Genomic DNA, 17569 nt, shown 5'->3' on the forward strand with positions numbered 1-17569 from the left:
CGATCGACAGCGGCGAACCCGTGCTGACCGGGCGCCGACGGGACGGGAGGAAGCCGTGAGCGAGGTCAACGGCGCCGGGAGCGGACCGAACGGGTCGCAGGTCATCGATCTCGACGATTCGGCGGGGCTGATCGCGGCCGATCTGGGCGGGCACCTGCGTGCCGCCGCACTCGCGGGCGCGCAGGCACGCGCCGTCGCCACCGCCGTCGACGAGGGCGCCCTGGCCGACCTCGACGGGCTCGCCCCGCGCGCCGTGGTCGTGGTCTGCGGCGCCGGGCCTGCTGCGGCGGCCGCCGGCTTCGTCGAGGCCCTCACCGCCGGCCGGTTCGACGTTCCGCTGGTCCGCTCCACCGAACTTCCCCCGTGGGTGGGCGCGCTCGACGTGGTCGTCGTGTGCGGTTTCGACGCCGGTGATCTCGTGCTCGCCCGCGCCATCGCGACCGCCGCACGGCGCGGCGCCACCGTCGTCGTCGCGGTCCCGATGGAGGGCCCCGTCGCGGAGGCCGCCGCGGGGCGCACCGTCGACCTCTCGCCGCGCCTGCGGGTGCCCGAGCGGTTCGGCTTCGTCGGGGTCGCCGCCGCGCTGCTCGCGGTACTCGGGCGCCTCGCGGGCACGGACCGCGGGGACGAGCCGGGCACGGGCTTCCTGCACACGCTCGCCGAGACCCTCGACGACGAGGCCGTGCGCGGTGCGCCCGACCGGGACGTCGAATCCAATCCCGCCAAGCGGCTCGCCGCCCGCACGGCCGGCCGCCGGGTCGCGCTCACCGCGGACACCGCCGCGGGCCTCGCCGTCGCCGAACACGCCGCCTCACAGGCGCTCACGCTCGGCGGACAGGTGGTGGCCGCGGTCGGCTTCGCCGACGTGGAACTGGCGACCCCCGAACTCGCGTCCACGCCCGCCGGCGGCGCGCTCGAGACGCGGTCCGGGGCCGCGGTCGATCCGCTCTTCCACGATCCGTTCCTCGACGGTCCCGCGGCGCAGACCCCGCTCCGGGTCCTCATCCTGACCAACGAGGAGCGCGCGCCGCTCGTGGAGGCCCGCCTGCGCGCGCTGCCCGACGTCGAGGCACTGCCCGTCGACGAGGGAGCGGTGCGCTCGGTGGCGGCCACCGGGCCGCGCGCCGACGCGCTGGATCTTCTGGCGCTCGCGGTACGGTTCGATCTCGCGTCGGTCTACCGGCGCCTGACGGGAGAGGCGTGATGGAACGGATCGAGGGGGTCATCCGGCCGTACGCCTGGGGCTCGCGCACGGTGCTGGCGACGATGCAGGGCCGCACCGTGCCGTCGAACCACCCCGAGGCCGAGCTGTGGTTCGGCGCGCACCCGGCCGATCCCGCGAAGCTCTACGACGCATCGGGGGCGACCGACGGTGATCTGTTGGCCGCGATCGGCACCGACCTCGACGGCCAGCTCGGTCCCGCCTGCCGCGGTGAGTTCGGCGACCGCCTCCCGTACCTGGTCAAGGTGCTCGCCGCCGAAGAGCCGCTCTCGCTGCAGGCACACCCCTCGCGGGAGCAGGCCGAGGAGGGCTTCGCCCGCGAGAACGCGGCGGGCATCCCGCTCGACGCCCCCGAGCGGAACTACCGCGACGCCGCGCACAAGCCGGAGGTCGTGATCGCGCTGAGCCGGTTCGAGGCGCTCGCGGGCTTCCGCGACCCGGCGGTCACCGTCGAACTGCTGCGCGTCCTAGCGGTGCCGGAGCTGGACAGCTACCTCGGCCTGCTCGCCGGGCAGCCGGACTCGATGGGCCTGCGCGCCCTGGTCACCACCTGGATCACGCTGCCACAGCCCGCTCTCGCGGTGCTGGTGCCGGCCGTGCTCGGGGGCTGCGTGCGGTACCTGGAAAGCGGCGCGGAGCGGTTCAAGGGCGAGGCGCAGCTCGCGCTGACGCTGGGGGAGCGCTACCCGGACGATGCGGGCGTGCTCGCGGCGCTGCTGCTCAACCGGATCGTGCTCGAACCGGGGCAGGCGCTCTACCTCGCCGCAGGCAACCTGCACGCGTACATCAACGGGGCGGCCGTCGAGGTCATGGCGAACTCCGACAACGTCCTGCGCGGTGGGCTCACGCCCAAGCACGTCGACGTGCCGGAGCTGCTGCGGGTGCTGGACTTCACGCCCCGCGCACCGTCGGACCTGGCGCCCCGCACCTCGACGGTGGGCCCCGAGGTGATCTTCTCGACTCCCGCGCCCGAGTTCCGGGTCTCGCGGGTGCGGCTCGACGGGACCGCGCTCAAGCGCGCTGCGTCGGTGGAGCTGGACGCACGCGGCCCGCAGCTGCTGGTGGTCACCGAGGGAACGGTGACGGTGCGCAGTGCGGGCCGGTCGATCGACGTCCCGGCGGGCAGCGGCCTGTGGATGGCCGCGTCGGACCCGGGCGTGGTGGTCAGCGCCCACTCACCGGCGGCGGAGTTCTTCCGGACGCTGGTGGGCGGGCACTAGCGCCGCCGTGAGGGGCTAGACGCCGCCGAGGTTCTCGTAGAAGGTCTCGGGGATGTCGAAGGTCTGCATGTTCGACACGGCGACGGCCTCGGGCTGTGCCTTGCTGAGCACGGCGAGCGGCTTGCCGTCGCGCGTGAGCAGCACGTCGTCGCCGCCCTCGACGATGCTGAGGAGCTGGGCGACGGTCTGGTCGGTGGTGTGCGCGAAAGTCTTGGTCATAGGCCCGACGGTAAGTGTTACTCGGCGGTACGCCAACAGTTTTCGTGTACCGAAGGGTAACACCGGCGGGTAACTTCGGTGCGTCCCGGACGCCCCCGACGGTGTCCGCTGTGCGTGAAATGCCGCGCGGGCGTGCGACGGTGGTGTTTGATGAGTCGTCACACACCCATAGACACAGGAGCACGCATGGCCAACCCACTGCTGCGTACCAAATCGGTGGAGCAGTCGATCGCCGATACCGAGGTGGTCGGTACCCGGCTGATGAAGCAGCTGACGGCGTGGGATCTCACGATCTTCGGCGTCGCGGTCGTCGTCGGCGCGGGCATCTTCACCATCGGCGCCTCGACGGCCGGCGACTACTCGGGCCCCGCGGTCACCGTCTCCTTCGTCATCGCCGCGATCGCGTGCGGCCTGGCCGCGCTCTGCTACGCGGAGTTCGCGTCGACGGTGCCCGTCGCCGGTTCGGCGTACACCTTCTCCTATGCGACCTTCGGCGAGTTCGTCGCCTGGATCATCGGTTGGGACCTGGTGCTGGAGTTCTCCATCGCCGCCGCTGCCGTCGCGAGCGGGTGGTCGAGCTACCTCGGCACCGTCTTCGGCACCGGGCCGGCGGCGTTCCAGGTCGGAGGCCACACGGTCGACTGGGGTGCCATGCTCATCGTCGGAGTGCTCACGGTCCTGCTGACCTTCGGTGCGAAGGTCTCCTCGCGGGTGTCGGCCGTGATCACCGCGATCAAGGTCGCGGTCGTGATCCTGGTGATCGCCGTCGGCGCCTTCTACATCAAGGCCTCGAACTACACCCCGTTCGTTCCGGACTCCGTGCCGGGTGCGAGTGAGGGCGTGAGCTGGAAGTCCACCCTGTTCCAGGCGATCGCCGGCAGCAGCTCGTCGTACGGCTGGTACGGCGTCCTCGCCGGCGCGGGCATCGTCTTCTTCGCCTTCATCGGTTTCGACATCGTGGCGACCTCCGCGGAGGAGACCGTGAACCCGCAGCGCGACGTGCCGCGCGGCATCATGGGCTCGCTCGCGATCGTCACCGTGCTCTACATCGCGGTCACCGTCGTGGTCACCGGTATGGCGAGCTACAAGGACCTCGCGACCAAGGCCGGTGACGGCTCCGGCAAGAATCTCGCGTACGCCTTCTCCCTGAACGGGGTCGACTGGGCGGCCACGATCATCTCGATCGGCGCGCTCGCCGGCCTGACCACGGTGGTCATGGTGCTGCTCATGGGGCAGAACCGCGTGCTCTTCGCCATGGCCCGCGACGGCCTGCTGCCCCGCAAGCTCGCGAAGACCTCGGATCGCGGCGTGCCGGTGCGCATCTCGGTCGGCGTCGGCGTCGTGGTCGCGATCTTCGCCGGCCTCGTCCCGCTCAGCGAGCTCGCCGAGCTGATCAACATCGGCACCCTGTTCGCCTTCGTCCTCGTCTCGGTCGGCGTCGTCGTGCTGCGCAAGCAGCGGCCGGATCTCAAACGCGGATTCCGCGCGCCGTTCGTGCCGCTGGTGCCGATCCTCTCCGTGATCGCGTGCGGCTGGCTCATGCTGAACCTGTCGCTGGAGACCTGGTCGCGGTTCCTCATCTGGATGGTGCTGGGCGTGGTCGTCTACTTCCTGTACTCGAAGAACCACTCGGTGCTCGGCAGGCGCGAGCGCGGCGAGGTCATCGAGTCGCTCGCCGACTGATCGGCCCGTCGATCCGCTGAGAACCGCGGCCGGAGCACCGTCTCCGGCCGCGGTTCTCCGTCTCCTGCCCGTCCGGCGGCGGTGGCCGGGTGCGCTCGCGGATTCCGTACGCTGCAGCGCGAATGTGCGATATATTCAGAATCGTGAACACCGACGTGGGGGTAGCACGCTGGCGGGAGCTGATCGACGCCGTCGTCGTCCAGAAGGCGCGGCTCGTCCGTGCGGACCCCGAACTGTACGAGACGTCGGCGCCGAATCCGGGCGCGACGGAGGAGCAATTGCTCGCCGCGGAGCGGCGGCTCGGGCACCGGCTACCTGAGCAGTACCGCGAGTTCCTCACGGTGGCGAACGGATGGAACGGCTGGGGAGGCATCTCGGGCCGGCTTCTCGGCTGCGAGAGCATGGCCGGTGCGTCCGGTTTCGAGGTGTCGATCCGCCTGGTGGACAACACCGTCCTCGAATGGGCCACCGACGCGGACTGGGTCCGCATCGAGGACGACCCCGTCACGATGATGCTCCACCGCGATAGCCAGGGGCACCCCGCGGGGAGCGTCCTGCGCCCGGTGTACGGCGACACGATCTACGGGACGTTCGAGGAGTACGTCACGGAGCACCTGGCCGATCTCACCGCGTGGGCGGACCGGGAGGCGCTCGGACCTCACGGCGCCGCGTGGGGACGCGATCTGCGCGACGCCGAACCCGGTCTCGGGGAGATCCTCCGGCGTCTGGTCGACGCCCACCTCGATGTCGCGATGCTCGAGCGCCGCGTCGAGGCATTCGTGCCACCCGGGTCGCCTGCGACCCCGGAACAGGTGGACGAGGTGGAGCGTGCGATCGGTCGATCCCTGCATCCGGAGCACAGGGGGCTGCTCCTCCTCATGAACGGGTGGCCGGGAATCCCGTACATCCTCAGCACGGCCGAGATCATCGACGGTGAGCGGTGGCGCACTGCACTCCAGGAGAAGGACCGGTTCGACGCGGATCATCGGCGCCAGCGCAACGCGGCGTTCGCCCACGCGGGCATCCCGATCCCGGACGACGATCGGCCGGCGGCGTCGATCCGGGCCGCCGCGATCGACGTCGTTCCCTTCGGTGCGTGGTCGGCCTGTGCTCTCGGTGTCGACGTCGACGACGGATCCGTCCGCTGGATCCCGGACGACGCGAAGTACGAGGAAGCGCCGGGCGAGTCGACGACGCGGTCCGTGGGTACCGTCCGCGAGTACCTTCTGACGGAGATCGACCGGTTGCAGAGCCGGATCGAGAGCTACAGCGCGGTGGAGCGGCGGACCCCGTGATCCGCCTCGTCCGAAACTCGGGTTCTGCGGGGCTTCGAGCCCGTTTTCGGCCGCGGACCGTCGAACAACCCGACGTTCGGAACGCAACCGCAACGGGCGGCGGGGCATCCAGGCACCAGGAGCGATAGCCTGGACCGCGTGACTTCTACGCTGACCGCCGATACGGCGAACGGAATCGACTTCAAGGTCGCCGACCTCTCCCTCGCGGAGGCGGGCCGCAAGCAGCTGAGCCTGGCCGAGCACGAGATGCCCGGCCTGATGGCACTGCGCCGCGAGTACGCCGACGTCAAGCCCCTCAAGGGCGCGCGGATCTCGGGCTCGCTGCACATGACGGTGCAGACCGCCGTGCTCATCGAGACCCTGGTCGACCTGGGCGCCGAGGTCCGCTGGGCCTCCTGCAACATCTTCTCCACCCAGGACGAGGCGGCCGCGGCCGTCGTCGTGGGGCCGCACGGCACCGTCGAGGCGCCGGAGGGCGTGCCGGTGTTCGCGTGGAAGGGCGAGACCCTCGAGGAGTACTGGTGGGCGGCCGAGCAGATGCTCACCTGGCCGGGTGAGCCCGCGAACATGATCCTCGACGACGGTGGCGACGCCACCATGCTCGTGCTGCGCGGCGCGCAGTTCGAGGCCGCGGGCGTCGTCCCGCCCACCGATGAGGACGCCGACAGCGCCGAGTACCAGGTCTTCCTGGCCCTGCTGCGCGAGTCGCTGGCCAAGGACGCCACCAAGTGGACCACCATCGCCAAGAGCGTCAAGGGCGTCACCGAGGAGACCACGACCGGTGTGCTGCGCCTGTACCAGTTCGCGGCGGCGGGGGAGCTGGCCTTCCCGGCGATCAACGTCAACGACTCGGTCACCAAGAGCAAGTTCGACAACAAGTACGGCACCCGCCACTCGCTGATCGACGGCATCAACCGCGGCACCGACGTGCTGATCGGCGGCAAGAAGGTGCTCATCACCGGCTACGGCGACGTGGGCAAGGGCTGCGCCGAGTCGCTGGCCGGCCAGGGCGCGCGCGTCCAGGTCACCGAGATCGACCCGATCAACGCGCTGCAGGCGCTGATGGACGGCTTCGACGTGGTCACTGTCGAGCAGGCGATCGGCGATGCCGACATCGTCATCACCTCGACGGGCAACAAGGACATCATCCTGCTCGAGCACATGAAGGCGATGAAGGATCACGCGATCCTCGGCAACATCGGCCACTTCGACAACGAGATCGACATGGCCGGCCTCGAGAAGTCGGGTGCAGTGCGCCTGAACATCAAGCCGCAGGTCGACCAGTGGACCTTCGGCGACACCGGCAAGTCCATCGTGGTGCTCTCCGAGGGCCGCCTGCTGAACCTGGGCAACGCGACGGGGCACCCGTCGTTCGTGATGTCCAACAGCTTCAGCAACCAGGTGATCGCGCAGATCGAGCTGTGGACCAAGCCCGACGAGTACGACAACGAGGTCTACCGCCTGCCGAAGCACCTCGACGAGAAGGTCGCGCGGATCCACGTCGAGGCCCTGGGTGGCACCCTGACCAAGCTCACCAAGGAGCAGGCGGAGTACATCGGCGTCGATGTCGAGGGCCCGTACAAGCCCGAGCACTACCGCTACTGAGTCACCGCACCCGCGACGAACTCACGCACACCTTCCACCCTCCGGATTCCTTCCGGAGGGTGGACGTGTCCGTGACGGACTTCGAGACGATCACGGTGGAGCCCACCGGCGTCGAGGTCACCTGGGCGTCGGCGGTCCCGGCGCCGGCGTCGATCCGGATCGCGCCGACGGTCACGTCCCAGCGCCCTCCGGCTCCGAGCAGCATGTCGACCTCCGCGGCGAAGGTCTGCGCGGTGAATTGACTGCGCAGCATCTGCACGTCCGCGGCGCAGCGCACCCCGACCAGCGCCGACAGGTCGCGGTCGTTGAGCGCCTTCGTCTCCGCGGCGATGACGTCGCGGATCTGCTGGTCGTCGTCGGGTCCGCGATGGGCGAGGATGTACCAGGTGGTGCCGACGATGATCGCGATGATGATCAGTGCCGTCCCCACCACGATGGCGAGGGACCGATCCCGCGGGGGCGGCGGCCCCGTCGGCGCGGGGACGTACGCCGGCCCGGCGGGGACGTACGGCGGTGCGGCCGGGGCGTGGGGCGCGGCCAGGGCGTCGGCCGGCGCTGCCACGGGCACCGACGGTGCGGGAGCCCCCGTCACGGCACGCCCCGTCAGGTAGGGAGTGCCCGCCGAGGAGACCGGCCCGCCCGTGCCGTACTGCTGCGGCGGACGGGGCGGCGCGATCCCGAGCCGTTGGTACGTCTCCGCCGGGAGGACGGGGTGCAGCAGCTCGCGCGGGTCAGTGGGGCGCATCGCCGCGGTCCTCCGGCGTCGCGGGCACGTGGCTGCGATGTTCGAGCGACTGCAGCAGCGCGGTGAGCGCGTCCAGCTTCTCGTGGACCTCGTCGAGCTCGCGGCGCATGTAGTCGCGGCTCGCCGCCTCGCCCACGGCCAGGCGCACCGAGGCCAGCTCGCGGGCGAGGAACTCGGTGTCGGCCTTGGTCTGTGCGGCGCGGGCCCGGTCCTCGTCGAGCGAGACCCGGTCGCGGCTCTCCTGCCGGTTCTGCGCGAGCAGGATCAGCGGCGCGGCGTACGCGGCCTGCGTCGAGAAGGCCAGGTTGAGCAGGATGAACGGGTACGGGTCGAATCGGAACGCCACCCAGCTGACGTTGATCAGCACCCAGACCACCACGATGATCGTCTGGATCGCGAGGTAGCGGCCGGTGCCGAGGAAGCGTGCGACCCGCTCGGCGCCCTGGCCGATCATGTCGTCGCCCAGGTTCAGGTTGAAGCTGTGGCTCAACCGGGGGGTGTCGAGGCGCGAGCGCTCCTTCATCCGGTCACCTCCTCGGTGTGCTCGTCCTCGTCACGCCAGTCCTCGGGCAGCAGGTGGTCGAGCACGTCGTCGACGGACACGGCCCCCAGCAGATGGTTCTCGGTGTCGATGACCGGCCCGCTGACCAGGTTGTACGCCGCGAAGTAGCGGGTCACCGCGCCCAGCGGATCGTCCGGGCCCAGGCGCGGCAGGTCGGTGTCGACGATGCCGCCCACCAGGTCCGCCGGGGGCTCACGGAGCAGCTGCTGCAGGTGTACCGCGCCGAGATAGCGGCCCGTCGGTGTGGCCGTGGGCGGCCGCACCACGAAGACCATGCTGGCCAGTGCCGGCGTGATGTCGGGGTTGCGGGCCCGGGCGAGGGCCTCCGCCACCGTGGTCGACGGGGTGACGACGATCGGCTCGGGCGTCATCATGCCGCCGGCGGTGTACGGCGAGAAGGTGAGCAGGCGGCGGACGGTGCCCGAGTCCTCGGGGTCCATCACCGACAGCAGCTCCTCGCGCTGGGTGTCGGGCAGCTCTCCCAGGAGGTCGGCGGCGTCGTCGGGGTCCATCGCCTCGAGGACGTCGGCGGCACGGGCCTTCGACAGGTAGGCGATCACCTCGGCCTGGTCGTCGTCGCCGAGCTCCTGCAGCACATCGGCGAGCCGCTCGTCGTCGAAGGCGGCGGCGATCGAGAGCCTGCGCTGCGTCGGCAGCTCCCGCAGGGCCTGCGCGACGTCGGTGGCGCGCATGTCCTCGAAGACGGTCAGGGCCTCGGCGATGTCGTGATCGGCGCCCGTGAGCGCGGTGGTCGTGAAGCCCGAGACGTGGGGGAGGTCCACCACCTGGACGCCTCCGCGCCGGCTCCAGCCGGTCGCGCGGATCTTCACCGCGAGACGGTGCACCACCCAGTCCCGCGTGCGGGTCTGCTCGATCCCGACGTCGGCGACGGAGGCGTCGGCACCGTCGTACGGTTCCCCGGGCTCCTCGATGCGGACCTTGGTGCCCAGGAGCTGGCCGAGGGCGAGCGCCTCGCCCGGCCGGATGTGCAGCCGGCGCAGGCTCACCGAGCCCGTGTTGAGGGTGACGGCGGCGGGTTCGATGCTGGTCACGCGCAGCATCGGCACGAAGATGCGGCGGCGGTTCGCCAGTTCCACCGCGAGTCCGAGGACCCGCGGTGCCTTGCGATCGGCCCGCAGGCCGATGACCGCGTCCCGGACGCGGCCGACGGATTCGCCGTCCGGACCGACGACGGGGAGGCCGGACAGTCGCGCGACGAATACTCTGGAGACAGCCGACATGTACTTCAGGGTAGTTTCGTTCCAACGATCGCACGTGAAGGAGGGCGCCGAAATGTCGCAGCCGTTGTCCGGACCCGGCTCGCCGAACCAGTCGGGAGGCCCCGCGGGGCAGCCGTTCCGAGGCCTGCCGACGCCGCCGAAGGGCTGGCCGATCGGCTCGTACAGCACCTACGCCGAGGCTCAGCGCGCCGTCGACTACCTGTCGGACCAGGAGTTCCCGGTCCAGAACGTCACCATCGTGGGCGTCGACCTGATGCAGGTCGAGCGGATCACGGGCCGGTTGACGTGGGGCCGTGTGCTCAGCGCCGGCGCCGCCTCCGGAGCCTGGCTCGGCCTCTTCCTCGGCCTGCTGGTGGGGCTCTTCGTGGGTGGCGGGTCGTCGCTGCCCGCGACGGTGATCGCCGGCGTCATCGGCGGCATCGTCTTCGGCCTGATCAGCGCCGCGGTGCCGTACTGGGCCTCGCGCGGCACCCGCGACTTCTCGTCTACGATGCAGCTCGTCGCCGGACGGTACGACGTGCTCTGCGACCCGCAGGTCGCCGAGCAGGCCCGCGACATGCTGGCGCGCCTGAACATCCAGTAGCCCGAGATAGTTGCCGCACCGGAAACGATCCGATATCGTTTCCGGTATGGAAACGAACCCGGAGGACGGCGGCACGCTCGCCGATGTCGAGGCCGCGGGAGTGGCCGGGCGGCGGGCGGCGCTGCCGTGGTGGCTACTCGCGCTCGAGGTCCTCTTCGTCGCCGGGATGTGGTCGATGGTCTACGGCGGCCCGCAGACGTGGGCGAACATCCTGCTCGCGTTCGCGGTCTTCGCGGTGCCGGTCGTGGTCCTGGTGGTGATCGCGAAGCGGCGGGGTCGCGTGGGCGAGTTCGCGCCGGGCTCGCGCGCGTCGGTCGTGTCCTGGGTGGGCTTCTTCGGCGCGATGTTCGCCGCGATGACGATGTCGAACTTCCTCGAGGTGGGGCGTCCGCAGGCCTATGTGGCGGTCTTCCTCGTCGTGATGGTCGTGTACGGCGGCTGTCGGGTGGCGGCGGAGCGACTCGCCGTGCGGCAGGCCGCGTGAGCGGCCCGGACTACGGGCCGCCCGCGTTCGACGACCTCATCCACCCGCGGCAGCGGCTCATGATCTGTGCCGCGCTCGGCCAGGCCCAGGAGCTGCGGTTCGACCTGCTCGCGAAGGCCCTGAACATGAGCGCCTCCGTGCTGAGCAAGCACCTCGCGAAGCTGGAGGAGGCGCACTACGTCGCGCTGCGACGCGACTCCGCGGACTCGCGTCGACAGTGGGTCGAGCTCACACCCACTGGGAGGTCCGCCTTCGCGCGACATGTCGCGGCGTTGCGCGCGCTCACCGACTGAGCCTGTCATGCGACGCGACGAGTCCGCCGAACCTGTTTACCGGGACGCCATGTCCTGCTAAATTCAGGGAAAGTGATAGCGATCACAAGGAGGACTCTCATGGCGGACATCCTGGGACGTGTGAGCCGACGCGATCTCGAGCAGGGCTACGTCGACGTGCTGGAGGATCTGTCCGACGGTTCCGTGCACCGCCGGTTCGATCCCTACCTCGACATCGACTGGGACTCGCCCGAGCTGGCGCTGGACCCGAACGATCCGCGCTGGGTGCTTCCGCCCACACTGGACTCCCTGGGCGCGACGCAGTGGTACCGCGACCTGCCGCTGGAGAAGCGGATCGAGATCGGGAAGTGGCGCATGGCCAACACCATCAAGGTGGGCGCGGCCTTCGAATCCATCCTGATCCGCGGAATGATGCAGTACATCATGAAGCTGCCGAACAAGTCGGCGGAGTTCCGCTACTGCCTCCACGAGATGACGGAGGAGTGCAACCACATCCAGATGTTCCAGGAGCTGGTCAACCGCATCGACGTCGACGTTCCCGGCATGCGGAAGTGGTTCCGCCGGGCATCGCCGATCATCGGCCCGCTGGGCGGTCACGCCCACGTGATCCTGTTCATGGGCATCCTCGGCGGCGAGGAGCCGATCGACCACTACCAGAAGGCGATCATGCGGCACGGGGGCCAGGTCCCGCCGCTGGTGCTGCGCACCATGGAGATCCACGTCGCCGAGGAGGCGCGGCACATCTCCTTCGCGCACGAGTTCCTGCACGCCCACCTGCAGGGGATGACGAAGCGGCAGAAGCGGATCTGCGCCGTCGCCTTCCCGCTGGCGATGCGCTGGCTGGTCGGCGAGATCTTCACCCCGCCGAAGGAGTTCTTCGAGCGCTTCGACGTTCCGCGTGAGGTCAAGCGCGAGGCGTTCTGGCGCGGCCCCACGGCCCGAGCGCTGCTGAACGACTACTTCGCCGAGATGCGTGCCCTCGCCGACGATCTCGGTCTCATGACCCCCGTCGGCAAGCTGATGTGGAAGCTCCTGCGGATCGACGGGCACAAGGCCCGCTACCGCGGGGAGCCCACCCGGCCCGCGCAGATCGCCGCCTGAGGCGGTTCGCGTCCGGGGTTGCCGCACGGGCGTAGCATCACGCGGTATGGCGACCGCGGGCGAGGCCGAGAGCGGCTACGAGTTGCGCTGGCGCGCCCACAATTCGCAGCGGCGCGAGACGATCCTGCGTGCCGCGGCTGAACTGGTCGAGGAGTCCGAGCCCGGCGCGGCGATCTCCGTGCGGAGCATCGCCGAGCGGGCCGGACTGGTGAAATCCGTGGTGTACCGGCAGTTCAAGAGCAAGGACGATCTGGTGCGCGGGCTCCGGGGGTTCGTGGTGGAGCGGTTCGCCGCCGAACTCGAGGCGGACCTCGACGTCTCGAGCGGCTCGCTGCGCGCGATCGTGCGGCGCTCCATCGCCAGTGCGGCGTCGTGGATGCAGGACAATCCGCGCCTCGTCGAACTGCTGCGGGCCGGCCCCTCGGATGCCGCGGCGGGCGCGGACGGTCTCGCCGTGGCGCCCGATGCCGTCGGCGAGCTCAAGCACCGCGTCGTGGCGCGCGCGGACCAGACCATCGCCGGCCTCGCCGCCCTCACCGGACTCGACCCCGGAGCCTTCGCCGGCGTGCCCTTCACGGTGTTCACGATGGTCGAGGGCACGCTCACCAGCTGGGTGCGCGACGAGGCCGCGGTGCGCGGCCGGTCACGCGAGGAAGTGGTCGAATCTCTCACCGACGTCACGTGGTTCGTGCTCGACGGTGCCGCGCGCACCCTGGGGATCCACGTGGACCCGGACGCCGAGTTCAGCCAGGTGATGAACGACCTGGCTCCCGGTCTGGCACGATAATGCCGAATGTGGTTCACCTCACCGGCCGCGTCGGCTAGCTTTCGAGCGGACGCCACCCGGTCGAGGGCGGCATAGGAGGCGGCGTGACGATACGACGGAGATCGCGGCTCGGTACTCGGCGGCGCACGCGCGCTGCAGCGGTGGGACTCACGGCGACGATGGCCGTGACCCTGCTCGCGGGGTGCGGCACCGAGGACAGCGGCATCACCCTGAACGTCTACGCGCCGGCGGACGGCGCGAAGACGGTCAAGGAGGTGGCGGGGGACTGCTCCACGAGCGACTACACGGTGGTCGGGCACGCGCTGCCCAAGCAGGCCGATGACCAGCGACTGCAGATCGCCCGCCGCGCCAACGGCAACGACCGGACGATGGACATCGTCGGCCTGGACGTGAACTGGACCGCGGAGTTCGCCGAGGCCGGGTGGGTCCTGCCCTTCCCGGACGACCTCGCGGCCGCCTCCAAGAAGACGGTGCTCGCGGGCCCGCTCAAGACCGCGATGTGGCAGGACAAGCAGTACGCGGCGCCGGCGTGGACCAACACGCAGCTGCTCTGGTACCGCAAGGACGCGCTGGAGAAGGTCCTGGGCCGCAAGATCGGCAACCAGCCGCCGAAGCTGACGTGGGATCAGGTGGTGCAGTACGCGACCAAGTCCGGCGAGCTCGGCGGTCCGACGCAGATCGAGGCGCAGGCCGCGCAGTACGAGGGCGTGGTCGTGTGGTTCAACTCGCTGCTCGAGAGCGCCGGCGGCGCGATGGTGGCCGAGGACGGCAAGACGGTGACGCTCACCGACACCCCGGAGCACCGCGCCGCCACCGTCAAGGCGTTGTCGATCATGAAGGCCGTCGCCACGGCGCCCGGCCGCGACCCGTCGTTCACCCAGCTCGACGAGGGCAAGTCCCGCCTCGGCATGGAGACCGGCAAGGCGATCTTCCAGGTCAACTGGCCCTTCGTCTACGCCAGCGCGCAGCAGAACGGCGCGGCGGGCGAGGTCCCGTACCTCACGGACCTCACGAAGTTCAACGAACTGCTCAACCCGCCGAAGGACGCGAAGAACCCGCCGTCGCCGACGGCGGCCCAACTCAACGAGATCAACACGTTGACCCGACAGAAGTTCGACTTCGCGCCGTACCCCTCGGTGATCGCGGGCAAGCCCGCCAAGACCACCGTCGGCGGCATCAACTTCGCCGTGGCCAAGACGACCCGGTACGAGAAGCAGGCCTTCGCCGCGCTGGAGTGCCTCACCAACGAGGCCGCCGAGCGGAAGTACGCGATCAAGGGCGGCACCCCGCCGATCCTCGCGAAGCTCTACGACGACACGGAGTTCCGCAAGGACTACCCGATGGCCTCGCTCATCCGCGACCAATTGCAGGAGAACACCACCGCGGTGCGGCCGATCACGCCGCAGTACCAGGCGATGTCGACCCTGCTGCAGGCCAAGCTGGCCCCCGTCGGTTCCTGGGACCCCGAGACGCTGGCCGATGAACTGACCGCCGCCGCGCAGAAGGCGATGGACGGAAAGGGGCTCGTGCCGTGACCGCCGTGACCGAGGCACCGTCGAACGACCCGACGGGCCCCGCCCCCGAGAGCGAGGGGCGCCGCGCCGAGCGCAAGCTGGGCCTGCTGCTCATCGCCCCCGCCGCGCTGGTGATGTTCCTGGTCACCGCGTACCCGATCATCTACGCCTTCTGGCTGAGCCTGCACAAGTCATCGCTGGCGTATCCGGGACAGGACGAGTTCATCGGCCTCGGCAACTACGCCACCGTGCTGCAGGACGGCTACTGGTGGCAGGCGCTGGGCATGACCTCGCTCATCACCGTGGTCTCGGTGGTCATCGAGTTCGTGCTGGGCCTCGCGATCGCACTGGTCATGCACCGCACACTCGTCGGGCGCGGCCTGGTGCGCACCGTCGTGCTGATCCCGTACGGCATCGTCACCGTCGTCGCGGCGTTCTCCTGGTACTACGCCTGGACCCCGGGGACCGGCTACCTCGCGGGCCTGCTGCCCGACGGGAGCGCGCCGCTCACCGAGCAGTGGCCGTCGGTCGCGATCATCATCCTGGCCGAGGTGTGGAAGACGACGCCGTTCATGGCGCTGCTGCTGCTCTCGGGCCTCGCCCTGGTTCCCGACGACCTGCTCAAGGCTGCGGCCCTCGACGGCGCCGGCCCGTGGACCCGCCTGCGGAAGATCACGATCCCGCTGATGAAGCCGGCGATCCTGGTGGCACTGCTGTTCCGCACGCTGGACGCCTTCCGCATCTTCGACAACATCTACATCCTGACGAAGGGCAGCAACGGCACCGGCTCGGTCTCGATCCTCGGGTACGACAACCTGTTCAAGGCGTTCAACCTGGGGGTGGGGTCGGCGATCTCGGTGCTGATCTTCATCTGCGTCGCGATCATCGCGTTCATCTTCGTCAAGGCGTTCGGCACCTCCGTGCCGGGCTCCGATTCGGGCGATCGACGGTAGGGGTAGGACATGGCTCAAGGTTCCGTCGGTAAGAAGCTCGGCTGGAGCGTCATCGATCTCCTGGTGATCCTCTACGCCCTGATCCCGGTCCTGTGGATCATCTCGCTCTCGCTCAAGCCCACGTCGTCCATCGCCGACGGCAGCTTCATCCCCAAGAAGATCACCGGGGAGAACTACACGGCGATCTTCGAGGGCAACGGCTTCATCCGCCCGCTGATCAACTCGATCGGCATCGCGTTGATCTCCACCGTGATCGCGGTGCTGATCGGCATGTTCGCCGCCTACGCCGTGGCGCGGCTCGACTTCCCGGGCAAGAAGCTCTTCGTGGGCGCGGCTCTGCTGATCGCGATGTTCCCGCAGGTCTCGCTCATCACGCCGCTGTTCAACATCGAGCGCAAGGTGGGCCTGTTCGACACCTGGCCCGGCCTGATCCTGCCGTACATCACGTTCGCGCTGCCGCTCACGGTGTACACGCTCTCGGCCTTCTTCCGCGAGATCCCCTGGGAGCTGGAGAAGGCCGCCAAGATGGACGGCGCCACCCCGGCGCAGGCCTTCCGTCGCGTGATCGCGCCGCTCGCGGCTCCCGGCGTGGTGACCGCCGCGATCCTGGTCTTCATCTTCTGCTGGAACGACCTGCTCTTCGCGCTCACGCTGACCGCGACGGACGCCTCCACCACGGCGCCCGTCGCCATCACCAACTTCACCGGCAGCTCCGAGTTCGAGGAGCCCACCGGGTCGATCGCGGCCGCCGCCGTGATCGTCACCATCCCCATCATCGTGTTCGTGCTGATCTTCCAGCGACGGATCGTGGCCGGACTGACGTCCGGTGCGGTCAAGGGCTGAAACACTCGAAGGAGCAATTCACATGGCCGACATCGTCCTGGACCACGTGCGCAAGACCTACCCCGACGGCTCCACCGCCGTCAGCGACATCAACCTGGAGATCGCCGACGGCGAGTTCGTCATCCTGGTCGGGCCGTCGGGCTGCGGCAAGTCCACCACGCTGAACATGATCGCGGGCCTCGAGGACATCTCCGACGGCGAGCTGCGGATCGGCGGCGAGCGCGTCAACGAGCGGGCACCCAAGGACCGCGACATCGCGATGGTCTTCCAGTCCTACGCGCTGTACCCGCACATGACCGTGCGCGAGAACATCGCCTTCCCGCTCAAGCTGGCGAAGCTGCCGAAGGAGGAGATCAACGCCAAGGTCGAGGACGCCGCCCGCACGCTGGATCTCACGCAGCACCTCGACCGACGGCCGTCGCAGCTCTCGGGCGGCCAGCGGCAGCGCGTCGCGATGGGTCGCGCGATCGTGCGCAGCCCCAAGGCCTTCCTCATGGACGAGCCGCTGTCGAACCTCGACGCGAAGCTGCGCGTGCAGATGCGCACGGAGGTCAGCCGCCTGCAGAAGCGGCTCGGCACCACCATGGTCTACGTGACCCACGACCAGACAGAGGCCATGACCCTCGGCGACCGCGTGGTGGTGCTCAAGAGCGGCGACGTGCAGCAGATCGGCGCCCCGCAGGAGCTCTACGACCGCCCGAACAACCTGTTCGTGGCCGGCTTCATCGGCTCGCCCGCGATGAACTTCGTGCCCGGCCGCCTCACCTCGGTAGGTATCGACACCGCGCTCGGCGAGATCCTGCTGCTGGACGCGCCGCAGCTTGCCGAGAAGGCCGCGGCGGCGGGCAACCGCAACGGCGACGTGGTGGTCGGCATCCGCCCGGAGCACTTCGAGGACGCCCGTCTGCTGGATCCGAACCAGCGCGTCGGCGGCCTCACCTTCCGCGCGCGCGTCGACGTCCTCGAGTCCATGGGCTCGGACAAGTTCGTGCACTTCGCCGTCGCGGCCGACGACGCCCGCACGGACGTCCTCGGCGATCTCAACGCGGGACAGCAGCTGCCCCCGCCCGCCGGCGTCGACGAGATCGTGGCGCGCCTGTCCGCGGATTCGACGGCCGCTCGTGGTGCCGAGGTGGACCTGTACTACGACCCGACCAAGATCGCCGTCTTCGACGCCGCGTCCGGGCTGAACCTGGCCCTGTAGGGGCTGGGGAGGGCG

Annotated in this window: 18 protein-coding genes; 14 read left to right on the forward strand and 4 right to left on the reverse strand. The window is 69.8% G+C overall.

Annotation, left to right across the window (positions count from 1 at the left end; translation table 11 throughout):
- Positions 1 to 55: 55 nt before the first annotated feature.
- Complete coding sequence (locus tag FK268_RS15770) at positions 56 to 1204, forward strand: tobH protein (protein ID WP_146435681.1); 1149 nt, start codon at positions 56 to 58, stop codon at positions 1202 to 1204.
- The gene (gene manA, locus FK268_RS15775) at positions 1204 to 2442 is read left to right on the forward strand and encodes a mannose-6-phosphate isomerase, class I (protein WP_146435905.1); all 1239 of its coding nucleotides are present in this window, start codon (positions 1204 to 1206) and stop codon (positions 2440 to 2442) included. The genes FK268_RS15770 and manA overlap by 1 nt, the downstream gene beginning before the upstream one ends.
- A 15-nt stretch (positions 2443 to 2457) precedes the next feature.
- On the opposite strand, the gene FK268_RS15780 is transcribed toward manA, so the two are convergent.
- Entirely contained in the window at positions 2458 to 2661 is a 204-nt protein-coding gene (locus FK268_RS15780; RefSeq protein ID WP_068575145.1) for a hypothetical protein, read from the reverse strand.
- 186 nt (positions 2662 to 2847) lie between these two features.
- On the opposite strand from FK268_RS15780, the gene FK268_RS15785 reads away from it, so the two are divergent.
- The 3 genes from FK268_RS15785 to ahcY all read left to right on the forward strand — a co-directional run bounded on the left by FK268_RS15785 (position 2848) and on the right by ahcY (position 7244).
- A complete protein-coding gene (locus tag FK268_RS15785) occupies positions 2848 to 4344 on the forward strand; it encodes an amino acid permease (protein WP_146435683.1) in 1497 nt (498 codons plus the stop codon).
- Positions 4345 to 4487: 143 nt separating this feature from the next.
- Complete coding sequence (locus tag FK268_RS24820; RefSeq protein ID WP_231707101.1) at positions 4488 to 5639, forward strand: SMI1/KNR4 family protein; 1152 nt, start codon at positions 4488 to 4490, stop codon at positions 5637 to 5639.
- 129 nt (positions 5640 to 5768) lie between these two features.
- Positions 5769 to 7244: an adenosylhomocysteinase gene (gene ahcY, locus FK268_RS15795; protein WP_166443494.1), complete on the forward strand. Its 1476-nt coding sequence runs from the start codon at positions 5769 to 5771 to the stop codon at positions 7242 to 7244.
- A gap of 1 nt (position 7245) precedes the next feature.
- On the opposite strand, the gene FK268_RS15800 is transcribed toward ahcY, so the two are convergent.
- The 3 genes from FK268_RS15800 to FK268_RS15810 are packed head-to-tail and all read right to left on the reverse strand — an operon-like array spanning position 7246 to position 9792.
- Positions 7246 to 7989, reverse strand: coding sequence for an Rv0361 family membrane protein (locus tag FK268_RS15800; RefSeq protein ID WP_146435685.1), 744 nt, complete (start codon positions 7987 to 7989; stop codon positions 7246 to 7248).
- A complete protein-coding gene (locus FK268_RS15805) occupies positions 7976 to 8512 on the reverse strand; it encodes a DUF1003 domain-containing protein (protein WP_146435687.1) in 537 nt (178 codons plus the stop codon). The genes FK268_RS15800 and FK268_RS15805 overlap by 14 nt, the downstream gene beginning before the upstream one ends.
- Positions 8509 to 9792, reverse strand: a complete 1284-nt coding sequence (locus FK268_RS15810; RefSeq protein WP_146435689.1) for a magnesium transporter MgtE N-terminal domain-containing protein — start codon at positions 9790 to 9792, stop codon at positions 8509 to 8511. Before FK268_RS15810 ends, FK268_RS15805 begins: the two co-directional genes overlap by 4 nt.
- A 52-nt stretch (positions 9793 to 9844) precedes the next feature.
- On the opposite strand from FK268_RS15810, the gene FK268_RS15815 reads away from it, so the two are divergent.
- The 9 genes from FK268_RS15815 to FK268_RS15855 all read left to right on the forward strand — a co-directional run bounded on the left by FK268_RS15815 (position 9845) and on the right by FK268_RS15855 (position 17554).
- On the forward strand, positions 9845 to 10375 hold the full coding sequence (locus FK268_RS15815) for a YflT domain-containing protein (RefSeq protein WP_193560292.1): 531 nt from the start codon (positions 9845 to 9847) through the stop codon (positions 10373 to 10375).
- A 46-nt stretch (positions 10376 to 10421) separates the two neighbouring features.
- Positions 10422 to 10859 carry a hypothetical protein gene (locus tag FK268_RS15820; RefSeq protein ID WP_146435692.1) on the forward strand — a complete coding sequence of 146 codons (438 nt, stop codon included), beginning with the start codon at positions 10422 to 10424 and terminating at the stop codon, positions 10857 to 10859.
- The gene (locus FK268_RS15825; protein WP_231707102.1) at positions 10856 to 11152 is read left to right on the forward strand and encodes a transcriptional regulator; all 297 of its coding nucleotides are present in this window, start codon (positions 10856 to 10858) and stop codon (positions 11150 to 11152) included. Before FK268_RS15820 ends, FK268_RS15825 begins: the two co-directional genes overlap by 4 nt.
- 99 nt (positions 11153 to 11251) lie before the next feature.
- Entirely contained in the window at positions 11252 to 12253 is a 1002-nt protein-coding gene (locus FK268_RS15830; RefSeq protein ID WP_146435693.1) for an AurF N-oxygenase family protein, read from the forward strand.
- 46 nt (positions 12254 to 12299) lie between these two features.
- Positions 12300 to 13040, forward strand: a complete 741-nt coding sequence (locus FK268_RS15835; RefSeq protein WP_146435695.1) for a TetR/AcrR family transcriptional regulator — start codon at positions 12300 to 12302, stop codon at positions 13038 to 13040.
- Positions 13041 to 13123: 83 nt separating this feature from the next.
- Positions 13124 to 14575 (forward strand): extracellular solute-binding protein, encoded by a 1452-nt coding sequence (locus FK268_RS15840; RefSeq protein ID WP_231707103.1) that lies wholly within the window; start codon positions 13124 to 13126, stop codon positions 14573 to 14575.
- The gene (locus FK268_RS15845; protein WP_146435697.1) at positions 14572 to 15507 is read left to right on the forward strand and encodes a carbohydrate ABC transporter permease; all 936 of its coding nucleotides are present in this window, start codon (positions 14572 to 14574) and stop codon (positions 15505 to 15507) included. The genes FK268_RS15840 and FK268_RS15845 overlap by 4 nt, the downstream gene beginning before the upstream one ends.
- Before the next feature lie 9 nt (positions 15508 to 15516).
- Positions 15517 to 16350, forward strand: a complete 834-nt coding sequence (locus tag FK268_RS15850; RefSeq protein WP_146435700.1) for a carbohydrate ABC transporter permease — start codon at positions 15517 to 15519, stop codon at positions 16348 to 16350.
- Between the two features lie 22 nt (positions 16351 to 16372).
- The gene (locus FK268_RS15855; RefSeq protein ID WP_146435702.1) at positions 16373 to 17554 is read left to right on the forward strand and encodes an ABC transporter ATP-binding protein; all 1182 of its coding nucleotides are present in this window, start codon (positions 16373 to 16375) and stop codon (positions 17552 to 17554) included.
- Positions 17555 to 17569 lie beyond the last annotated feature (15 nt).

The sequence above is a fragment of the Tsukamurella sputi genome (assembly GCF_007858445.1).
Lineage (GTDB): Bacteria > Actinomycetota > Actinomycetes > Mycobacteriales > Mycobacteriaceae > Tsukamurella > Tsukamurella sputi.